This is a genomic window from Methylobacterium sp. A52T, assembly GCF_053346095.1.
Genome location: NZ_JBKFBI010000176.1, coordinates 1 through 10,315, shown reverse-complemented (window position 1 = coordinate 10,315; position 10,315 = coordinate 1). Strand labels below are relative to the sequence as shown.

The 10,315-nt window shown below is 69.3% G+C and carries 8 protein-coding genes and 2 pseudogenes; 6 read left to right on the top strand and 4 right to left on the bottom strand.

Annotated features, from left to right (window positions below):
* A pseudogene (locus ACLBYE_RS27370) lies at nt 1-110 on the top strand (IS630 family transposase); the annotation flags it as partial.
* A 16-nt stretch (nt 111-126) separates the two neighbouring features.
* On the opposite strand, the gene ACLBYE_RS27365 reads toward ACLBYE_RS27370, so the two are convergent.
* Together ACLBYE_RS27365 and ACLBYE_RS27360 are read right to left on the bottom strand one after the other, a co-directional pair.
* Nucleotides 127-420, bottom strand: coding sequence for a hypothetical protein (locus tag ACLBYE_RS27365; protein WP_447696581.1), 294 nt, complete (start codon nt 418-420; stop codon nt 127-129).
* A gap of 231 nt (nt 421-651) precedes the next feature.
* Entirely contained in the window at nt 652-3,327 is a 2,676-nt protein-coding gene (locus tag ACLBYE_RS27360) for an excinuclease ABC subunit A (RefSeq protein ID WP_447696580.1), read from the bottom strand.
* Nucleotides 3,328-3,690: 363 nt separating this feature from the next.
* Here ACLBYE_RS27360 and ACLBYE_RS27355 point away from each other — a divergent pair, with 363 nt between their 5' ends.
* Nucleotides 3,691-4,434 (top strand): dienelactone hydrolase family protein, encoded by a 744-nt coding sequence (locus tag ACLBYE_RS27355; RefSeq protein WP_447696579.1) that lies wholly within the window; start codon nt 3,691-3,693, stop codon nt 4,432-4,434.
* A gap of 14 nt (nt 4,435-4,448) precedes the next feature.
* Here the strand turns inward: ACLBYE_RS27355 and ACLBYE_RS27350 are convergent, their stop codons facing one another.
* A complete protein-coding gene (locus ACLBYE_RS27350) occupies nt 4,449-4,961 on the bottom strand; it encodes a CYTH domain-containing protein (protein WP_447696578.1) in 513 nt (170 codons plus the stop codon).
* 523 nt (nt 4,962-5,484) lie between these two features.
* On the opposite strand from ACLBYE_RS27350, the gene ACLBYE_RS27345 reads away from it, so the two are divergent.
* From ACLBYE_RS27345 to ACLBYE_RS27330, 4 genes are all read left to right on the top strand, one after another.
* A complete protein-coding gene (locus ACLBYE_RS27345; RefSeq protein WP_447696577.1) occupies nt 5,485-6,801 on the top strand; it encodes a quaternary amine ABC transporter ATP-binding protein in 1,317 nt (438 codons plus the stop codon).
* Nucleotides 6,717-7,568 (top strand): ABC transporter permease, encoded by an 852-nt coding sequence (locus tag ACLBYE_RS27340; protein ID WP_447696576.1) that lies wholly within the window; start codon nt 6,717-6,719, stop codon nt 7,566-7,568. The genes ACLBYE_RS27345 and ACLBYE_RS27340 overlap by 85 nt, the downstream gene beginning before the upstream one ends.
* A gap of 118 nt (nt 7,569-7,686) precedes the next feature.
* Nucleotides 7,687-8,544, top strand: a complete 858-nt coding sequence (locus ACLBYE_RS27335) for a glycine betaine ABC transporter substrate-binding protein (RefSeq protein ID WP_447696575.1) — start codon at nt 7,687-7,689, stop codon at nt 8,542-8,544.
* A 59-nt stretch (nt 8,545-8,603) separates the two neighbouring features.
* A complete protein-coding gene (locus ACLBYE_RS27330) occupies nt 8,604-9,959 on the top strand; it encodes a hypothetical protein (RefSeq protein WP_447696574.1) in 1,356 nt (451 codons plus the stop codon).
* Nucleotides 9,960-10,210: 251 nt separating this feature from the next.
* On the opposite strand, the pseudogene ACLBYE_RS27325 reads toward ACLBYE_RS27330, so the two are convergent.
* Nucleotides 10,211-10,315 (bottom strand): annotated as a pseudogene (locus ACLBYE_RS27325) (IS5-like element ISMra2 family transposase); the annotation flags it as partial.

Sequence of the window (10,315 nt, the reverse complement as noted above, 5' to 3'; positions counted from 1 at the left end):
CCGAGCGCACCGTCGAAGGGCTATGGTCGGCCATCGGACGGCTCATCGACACCGTAACGCCAGACGAGTGCGCCAATTTCTTCGCCGCTGCAGGATACGACCCAGAATAAACCGAAAACGCTCTAGCTAGCTGAACTTGTCGTCGGGCTCCGTGGGCTCCACGCTCGTGCCCAGCGCACCGCCCGTGGGCGGATCGGTCCGACCGCGCTGGTCCCGGCCCGAGACTCCGTCCGTCTCGCCCGCCCGCCGCTCGTGCGGGTGCATCGCGCGACGGTCGGCGCGGGCCATCTCCTTGTGGGTCGGGATAGACCGCCACGGCGCGGACGCGGTCCCCAGGCGAAGCGTCGAAGGGGACCGCGTGAGAAACACCGCGAGCAGGACCCACGGAATGACGAACACGGCGAACGCGGTGAGGCCCATGGCGATCCTCCGGAGAATTCAGCAGTAACGGTTGAAACTCCGACGGCTCAGTACTGATCCCGCAAAACTCATTTTAATCGATACTGCACCGCAGCGCGTTCTTCGGCTCGCAAGACGCGCAGCACGATCGCCTCGCCAGACCGTCGGACCGCCGCGGGTCACGCGGCGCGCGACGAGTGCGCGCGGCACGCCTTCGTTCTTCGAGCCCTGTGGCGGCCGCGGTGTGTGACCTCAGCCCGGCGGCCGCGTGCGGACCGTCGCGAGCTCCTCGCGCAGATAGGGCGCCGTGCGGCCGGCCGCGGCCGCGGCGACGATCTCGGGTCGGCCGGCGGCCACGACGGTGCCGCCCTGGTCGCCGCCGCCGGGGCCCATGTCGATCACGTGGTCGGCCCCGGCGACGACCCGCATGTCGTGCTCGACCATCACGACGGTGTTGCCCGCGTCGACCAGACCGTTGAGCTGGACCATGAGGCGGTCGACGTCGGTCGGGTGCAGGCCGGTCGTCGGCTCGTCGAGGACGTAGAGCGTGCCGCCGCGCTGCCCGCGCTGCAGTTCGGTGGCGAGCTTGATGCGCTGGGCCTCTTCGCCGGAGAGTTCGGTCGCCGGCTGGCCGAGCCGCAGGTAGCCGAGGCCGAGATCGCGCAGCACGGTGAGCGGCCGCAGCACGGACGGCTCGTCCGCGAAGGCCGCGCAGGCCCGGTCGACGGTCAGCGCGAGCACGTCCGCGATGCTCAGCCCGTTCCATGTCACCGCCAGCGTCTCCGGCGCGTAGCGCGTGCCGTGGCAGGTCGGGCAGGGGGCGTAGACGCTCGGCATGAACAGCAACTCGACGCTGACGAAGCCCTCGCCCTCGCAGGCCGGGCAGCGCCCCTTGGCCACGTTGAAGGAGAAGCGGCCCGCATCGTAGCGGCGCCGCCGAGCCTCCGGAGTCGCGGCGAACAGCTCGCGGACGGCGTCGAACAGGCCCGTGTAGGTGGCGAGGTTTGAGCGCGGCGTGCGCCCGATGGGCTTCTGGTCGACCCGGACCAGGCGCCCGATCCCGTCCATGGAGCCGGCAATGCGGCCCTCGGAAGGGCCCGGAGCCTCGTCCAGGGGATCGTCCGGCTCGTCCTCGGTCTTCACCGGCCGGCCGAGACGCTCGCTGACCAGCTCGAGCAGGGCCTGACTGACCAAGCTCGACTTCCCGGAGCCCGAGACGCCGGTCACGGCGGTGAGACACCCGATCGGGAAGGGGACCGAGACGCCGTTCAGGTTGTTGCGAACGATGCCTTCGAGGCGCAGCCACCCCGCGGGCTCCCGCGACGGCCGCGGGGGCGCATCCGCCAGGCCGAACAGGTAGAGCCGCGTCCGGGACGTCGCGACGTCACGCAGGCCCTCCGGCGGACCGCTGTAGAGGATCGTGCCGCCGTTCTCGCCCGCTTCCGGTCCGACGTCGACCAGCCAGTCGGCGCGGCGCATGGTGCCGATGTCGTGCTCGACGACGAAGAGCGAATTGCCCGCGGCGAGCAGCCCGGCCAGCGCGTCGTGCATGGCGTCCCCGTCGGCCGGGTGCAGACCGGCCGTGGGCTCGTCGAGCACGTAGACGACGCCGAACAGCTGCGAGCGCAGCTGGGTCGCGAGGCGGAGGCACTGCAGTTCACCCGACGACAGGGTCGTGGTGACACGGTCCAGCGAGAGGTAGCCCAGGCCCAGATCCGCAAGCGTCCCGATGCGCGCGATGAGGTCCGAGGCCAGGCGCTGGGCGGCGAGGCGCTTCTCGATCGACAGGTTCGGCGTGACGCGCACGTCCGGCGCGCCCGCATGGGCCGAGCCCCCGGACGCGGCACGCTCGGCGCGATCCTTCCGGCCCACCGCGCGGTCGAGGGTGGCGGGTGCGGCGTCGGCCTCGGGCTGCCGGTCCTCGGCCGCCGGCCTCAGGGCCTCGGCGAGCGCCGAGAGCGGCATGCGCGAGAGCGCGCCGATATCCAGCCCCGCGAACGTCACCGAGAGCGCCTCGGGCTTCAGCCGCTTGCCGTGGCAGGCCGGGCAATCCTCGCTCACGAGGTAGCGCGCGGCGCGGCGGCGCATCAGCGCGCTCTGCGAGTTGGTGAAGGTGCCGAGCACGTGGCGGCGGGCGCTGGTGAAGGTGCCCATGTAACTCGGCTCCAAGCCGCGGCGGCGGGCGAGCCGCGTCTGCTCCGGTGTGAGGCCGGCATAGACCGGCTCCTGCGGCTGCTCGTCCGTGAACAGGATCCAGTCCCGGAGCGTCCGGGGCAGCGCTTCCCAGGGCGTGTCGACGTCGACGCCCCGGCTGACGAGGATGTCCCGCAGGTTCTGGCCGCCCCAGGCCTGCGGCCAGGCCGCGACCGCCCGCTCGCGGATCGTCAGGGACGGGTCCGGCACCATCGAGGCTTCCGTCGCCTGGTAGACCCGCCCGAGGCCGCCGCAGGACGGGCAGGCGCCCTGCGGCGTATTGGGCGAGAAGTCCTCGGCGTAGAGTATCGGCTGGCCGGGCGGGTAGGTGCCGGCGCGCGAGTACATCAGGCGCACGAGGCTCGACAGGGTCGTGACGCTGCCGACCGACGAGCGCGCGCTCGGGGTGCCGCGCTGCTGCTGGAGCGCGACAGCGGGCGGGAGGCCCTCGATCGCGTCGACGTCGGGGACGCCGACCTGGTCGATCATCCGCCGCGCGTAGGGCGCGACCGATTCGAAGTAGCGGCGCTGCGCCTCCGCGTAGAGGGTACCGAAGGCCAGCGAGGACTTGCCGGATCCGGAGACGCCCGTGAACACGACGAGCGCGTCGCGCGGCATCTCCACGTCGATGTCGAGCAGGTTGTGCTCCCGCGCGCCCCGGACCGTGACGTAGCCCGTCCGCCCCGCACCCGCCCGCGCGATCGTCGTCTCGCGCCGGGGTTTCGCTTGGTCCATGAGCAGCCTTCTCGGAGGAGGCCGGCGCCCCCGGGGATCGTGAAATCGGGAGACCGGAGACCGGCGCGGGCGACGGGGCCGTCACCGCGCGGGCCGCCGTGGCGACCCGTATACCGTCCGGCCCGCAAACCGAAACCGGACCGCGCCGGCAACGCGTCAGACAGCTGGCTTCGCGGCGGAGCGACAGGGATAGCTCGGTCGCAGGCGAGGACCGTCGCCGCAGCACCACCGGACCGGATCAGGTCACGGGCCTTCTCCTCGCTCATGGCGACCGGCGGCCCGAGACGTGGGGTGCGGTCGACGGCCTGGCGGTTTTCCGAAGGCGGGCGCAGAACGTGCGGGCGCCCCGTCGAGGAACCGAGCATGATCAACGAGCACGTCGCGATCCGGACCGAGGACGGCGTATGCGGGACGCACGTCGTCGCGCCGGACGGCGTGGGCCCCTGGCCGGCCGTGATCCTGTACATGGATGCCGGCGGTATCCGACCGGCCCTCGTCGACATGGCGCGGCGGCTCGCGACCGGCGGCTATCTCGTTCTGTTACCGGACCTCTTCTACCGCTACGGGCCCTATGGCCCCTTCGTCCCCGCGGACGTGTTCAAAGGCGATTTCCGCGCGATCCTCGGCCCGCTGATGGCGACGACGGACAATCTCAGGGCCCCGGCGGATACCGCGGCGCTCCTCGCCTATCTCGACACGCGCGACGACGTCGCGGGGCGCGCGGTCGGGGCGGTGGGCTTCTGCATGGGCGGCCGCATGGCCATCACGGCGGCCGGCACGTATCCGGAGCGGTTCGCGGCCGTCGCCAGCTTCCACGGCGGCAATCTCGCGACCGAGGAACCCGCGAGCCCGCATCGTCTGGCGCCGGCGCTGAGGGCCGAGGTGTATATCGCGGCCGCCGAGAACGACGGAAGCTACCCGCCCGCGATGGCCGAGCGGCTGGAGACGGCGCTGTCGCGAGCGGGTGTCCGGTATGCGGCGGAGACCTATCCCGCCGCGCACGGCTGGATGATGCCGGACTTCCCCGTCCACGATCGCGCGGCCGCAGAGCGCGGCTGGGCGGCGATGGGCGCCCTGTTCGACCGCGCCCTGCGCAGCACGGGCTGAGCGCGGCCGGGTCGCTAAGCGGCCACCGGCAGCCGCAGCACGTCGTCCATCGTGATCGGCCGGCCGGCCTCGCAGCAGAGATGGAGCAGGGTGGACTGGCGGAACCGCAGGTCGCCGGTCACCTCCTCGCCGAGCCAGGCGGGCTTGCTGAAGGTCTGATCGGCCCGCGCGAGCTCGACCTCGGCCAGGACCATCCCGGCCAGCGAACCCTGGAAGACGTCGACCTCCCAGGTCAGCCCGTCGTGCGGCACGCAGTAGCGGATCTTCTCGATCACGTTGCCGGTGCACACCTGATCGACCATGGCGGCGCCGTCGGCATGCGGGATCTCGTACTCGAACTCCGCGCGGGCGATACCTTCGCGGGCGCCCTTGACCGTGAGCCAGGCACGCTCGCCGTCGAGCCGCACCCGGACCTTCCCGCGCGCGAAATGACCGACCAAGCCGTCCTTCAGGTGCCGTATGGATGTGGCCGCGTCGCGCCAGCCCGCGCCCGCCACGAGGAACTTTCGCTCGATCTCTAACCGCATCCACGCGTCCATTGCTTCGGCCGGACGCCTCGTAGCCCATCGGGGCCGCCGAGTCAGGCGTACTAAGGGCATCCGGTGCGGACGCGCGGGAACGGGACCCGGCCTCGACGCAGATGTGCCGCTCACCGTTGCGGTAGAACGATCGTCAGCCTCACGGATCGCCGTCGATCCGGCGACGTCGTGCCCGGGCGCGAACCGTGCCGTCCGCGTGACAGAGTCGTTGATCGCGGGAGCGTGAAGAACAAGCGGCGGCGCCGCGAACGATGCGCCTGCAAAGGAACGCGGCCGTTCCTGCACAATATGTTCTCATCGCTGTCTAAATCGGTGCCAATGCTGCAGTGCATTGTGAATTCATGACGGTAAAATTCCGGACGTGTCGTCTTCCCGTCAGAAAGCGTCGCAGAAAGGCAAGCCCGCGAGGGGCCCGCCGGTAGCTTTTCATTGTCATTGATAAAAGGCTCGTTCGGCTCAGGGCAACAAGTGACGACTGGAAAATGCAATAGATCGCAGAGGTCGTAACCACATGGATCGTATTACCTTAGCGGGCGTGAGCAAGATCTTCGGCGCCAATCATGCCGAGGCGATCGCGCTGATTTCCGAAGGGAAACGGAAGGCCGACATCGCCAAGACCTGCGGCGCGGTCGTCGGACTCTGCGACATCTCGTTCGACGTCGTCGAGGGCGAGATCCTGGTCCTCATGGGTCTGTCCGGGTCGGGGAAATCGACCCTGCTGCGCTGCATGAACCGGCTGGTGGAGCCGACCTGCGGCCGCATCCTGGTCGACGACGTCGATGTCACGCGCCTCGGCCGGAAGGACCTGCTGGCGTTCCGGCAGAAGACCTTCGGCATGGTCTTCCAGCATTTCGCCCTGCTGCCGAACCGCACCATCCTGTCGAACGTCGCGTTCGGTCTCGAGATCAAGAAGCTCCCCCACCGGCAGCGCAACGACCGCGCGATGGAGGCCATCGCCCTCGTCGGCCTGAAGGGCTGGGAGCACAAGTATCCGCACGAACTCTCCGGCGGGATGCAGCAGCGGGCTGGCCTCGCCCGCGCCCTCGCGGCGGATGCCGACATCCTGCTGATGGACGAGGCCTTCAGCGCCCTCGACCCGCTGATCCGCCGCGACATGCAGGCCGAGCTGAAGGACCTCCAGCGCACCCTCAGGAAGACGATCGTCTTCGTCTCCCACGACCTTGACGAGGCCGTCGCCCTCGGCGGGCGCATCGTCCTGATGAAGGACGGCGAGGTGGTCCAGATCGGCCAGCCCGAGGAGATCGTGGCGCGCCCCGCGACGGACTATGTCGAGCGCTTCGTGGAGCATATCGACCTGTCCGCGGTCATGCGGACCCAGCACGTGGCGAACCGGGCGGCCACGATCCTGGCGCCGACGCTCACCGTGGCCGAGGCGCGCACGGCGGTCGCGGCGGATGCGGCCGAGACGTGGTTCGTCGCCGATCCGGAGGGCCGCTTCGTCGGCCGCGTCCGGCGCGACAGGCTCGCGGCGGCCCGCGCGGGCGAGACCGTGTCAGGCCTCCTCGATCGCGATCCGGTCACCGTGCCGGCGGGAAGCCGCCTCGACGCGGTGATGGGCCGCGTCGCCGACGAGGGCGCCGTGGCGGTCGTCGCCGAGGACGGGCGCCTGATCGGCACGCTCACGAGCCGGGACATCGTCCGCGCACTGGCGGCGCGCCCGGGCACGCACGGCCAATCGGCCGTCAGCGCCGCCCCCCTTCACAAGCCCGCAGGAGCGGAAGGATGGACTGGAACGTCCCGAAATTTCCCCTCGACACGCTCAGCGACGACGGACTCGATTGGCTCACCGACCATGGCGCTTGGCTGACCCGCGCCGTCAGCCGCTCGGTCTCGAACTGGATCGACACGCTGACCACGGCCCTCGTCGCGGTGCCGCCCTGGGCGCTCATCGCAGTGGCGGCGCTGGCGACCTACAAGATCGGGGGGCGGAAGGTCGGTCTCCTGACGCTCGCCGGGCTCCTGTTCCTCTGGGATCTCCGGCTCTGGCAGTCCACGATCGAGACCCTGGTCCTCGTGAGCCTCGCGACCGTGATGGCGCTCCTCATCGGGATCCCGGTGGGCATCTGGTTCGCCCTCAGCCGGTGGGCCTGGAAGGTGTTCTCGCCGGTGCTGGACATGATGCAGACCCTGCCGAGCTTCGTCTATCTCATCCCGGCGCTGCCATTCTTCGGCCTCGGCGCGGTCTCGGCCTGCTTCGCGACCATCATCTTCTCCGTGCCGCCCGTGATCCGTCTGACGACGCTCGGCATCCGCAACGTGCCCACGGAGCTGGTCGAGGCGTCCGACGCCTTCGGTGGCTCGGCGACGCAGAAGCTCCTCAAGGTGCAGCTGCCGCTCGCGCTGCCGACCATCATGGCCGGCGTCAACCAGACGATGATGCTCGCCCTGTCCATGGTCGTCATCGCCGCGATGATCGGGGCCGGCGGCCTCGGCCGCGAGGTGTGGCAGTCGATCCAGCGCCTCGAGGCGGGCGCCGGCTTCGAGGCGGGGCTCGGCATCGTGATCCTCGCCGTCATCCTCGATCGCTTCACCCAGGCCCTCGCCGCGCGCGCCCGCCCGCACGGCTCGGCCTGACGGGCGCCGCGCCACCGAAACCGCTGCGGCCATCCTGCCCGCGGCGCCCGGACCGGCCGGGCGCCACCCTGTCGCGCGCCGAATCTCGAAGCTCCGTCCCGCCCCGAAAGGTCCAGCGATGCGCGTCCGAACCCTCAGTGTTCTCCTCTGCCTCGCGCTCACACAGAGCCCCGCCGAAGCCGCCGGCAAGCAGGTCCGGCTCGCCTACGTCGAGTGGGCCGACGCCGTCGCCGCCACCACGATCCTCAAGCAGGTGCTGGAGGAGAAGGGCTACACGGTGAAGGCCGTCCCGCTCGCCGCCGCCGCGATGTGGCAGGCGGTGGCCACGGGCGACGCCGATGCAAGCGTCGCCGCGTGGCTCCCGGTGACACAGGGCGCCTACTACGAGAAGCTCAAGGACCGCCTGGACCTGCTCGGGCCGAACGTGACCGGGGCGAAGATCGGCTGGGTGGTGCCCGCCTCCTCGCCGCTCAACTCCATCGAGGATCTCAAGACCCGGGCCGCGGAGGTGGACGGCAAGGTGATCGGCATCGACCCGGGGGCCGGCGTGATGAAGAGCTCGGAGGCCGCGATCAAGGCCTACGGCCTGCCGGTCAAGCTCGTGGACGGCAGCGACGCCACGATGACCAGCGCGCTCAAGAACGCGGTCCGCCAGAAGAAGGACGTCGTCGTCACCGGCTGGACGCCGCACTGGATGTTCGCCCGATACGAGCTGAAATACCTCGCCGACCCCAAGAAGGTCTTCGGAGAGGACGAGAGCGTCAACACCATCGTCCGCAAGGGACTGAAGGAAGATCTCCCCGAAGTCTACGCCATCCTCGAGAAGTTCAAGCTCGGCATCAAGGACGAGGAAGCCATGATGGCGCAGAACGAGGAGCGCGGCGCCAAGCCCGAACAGACCGCCGCGAAGTGGATCGCGGAGCACCGGCCCACCGTCGATGGCTGGCTGAAATCAGCATCTGCTTCAAAACAATAAAATCAAAAATAAGCACCCGCCAGGGGCTCTACGGCGACCTAAAACTTGGGGGCACGACGATGATGAAAGGATCCAGCGCGATCCTGGCTGCCTGTACGGCTGCCACGATGCTGTGCGGCACGGCGGCCCGCGCGCAGGCGCAGAGCGGCCAAGTGGAGCGCGGGCAGGGGCAGAGCAGTCAGCCTCCGGGCGCGCAGGAGATCGACGCCGAGCCGACGCGGCTCAACCGGGAGCAGCCGGTGGCGGTGCCCGATCCGACGCCCGTCCTGGCCGCGAGCCCGTCCGAGAAATTCACCTTCGGCGGGGCGATCCGCGCCCGCTACGACTGGCGGTTCGACGACGTCAACCGGGCCGGGGCGCCGAAGGCCTCGGAGCATCTCGACTTCGATACCCTGGCGCTGAAGGCCGCCTACGATTCCGACACGATCTTCGGCGCCGCCCAGTACCGCTTCTACGGCGGCAGCTCGATCTACGGGCCGCGCAACGGCTACCGGGGCTTCCCGGGCGAGGTCAGCTTTCCGCTCTACGCCTATCTCGGCTACAAATTCACCAAGGAAGACAGCATCACCGCGGGCATGAACCAAGTGCCCTTCGGCCTCGTGCCGTATTTCGGCGCCAGCTTCATCGAGACGCTCGGTTTCACCATGGGCATCGAGGAGGTCTACAACCTCGGCGTCAAATACGCGCACGTCGAGCCGGATCTCAACTACCAGCTCGCGTACTATCCGGGCGCCAATCCCAACGCGATCGGCGCCAGCGTCGACAGCGCCCGCTACTCGACCAACATCGTCAAGGCCGACAGCTACGTGCTGGGCGGCAGCCGCAACGCCGAGGAGAACATGTTCGTCGGCCGCGCGGAGTACTTCCTGGTCAAGAACGACGTCGCCTCGTTCGCGATCGGCGGCTCGCTCTGGCACTCCGACGTCTACAATTTCGACACGCGCTCGACCGGGTCGAAGCAGCTCGAGGGCGTGCACGTGCTCGGGACCTACGGGCCCTGGGGCTTCAAGGCGATCTACGTCCGCCAGGACATCAAACCGAAGAACCCGACCCGCAACGACCAGATCACCGTCGGCGGCTTCGACTTCTCCTACAACATGGCGACCCACGGCAACTTCGTCTCGGCCGAGGTGACCTACAAGATTGCGGACCCGATCGGCCCGTTCACGGCGGTCCCGTATTTCGGCTACAGCGCCTATTACAAGGACAAGGCGAACTTCAAGGCGAGCGAGCGGTTCATCCTCGGCAGCGCCTGGACCCTGACCGCCGACCCCAATCTCGTGATCTACACGGAGGGGGTGTTCGGCCGGAACGATCCCTACGTCGGCGCCGGCCAGTTCAACAGCGGCCTCGCGATGGGCGGCGACAACCGCTGGAAGTCCCGCTTCATCATGAGCATCGGCTACTATTTCTGACCGAAGCCGGCGCGAAGGACAGCTTGAACGAGCCCGCGATCGGATAACGCCTCGCGAGCCGGGACCAGATCGCGCGCACGGACACTCGAACGGTCGTCGTCCGAAAGATCGGGTGTCTTCCAACCCCCGAAATCAGGTCACCCTGCATCACCGGTCGAGAGACGTGTTCGAGATGCGGTGATCGACGGATGCGCCCGGTTCGCGACACCGGGCACATTCGGCTACCCCTGGCCTAGGGCGTCTCTGCAAAGTCATCTGAGCCAGAGCATGGTCATGCCGAGCGTGACCATAGCGAGGTAGTTTGCGGCTCGCTTCTCGTAGCGGGTGGCGATGCGGCGATACTGCTTGAGCCGGCC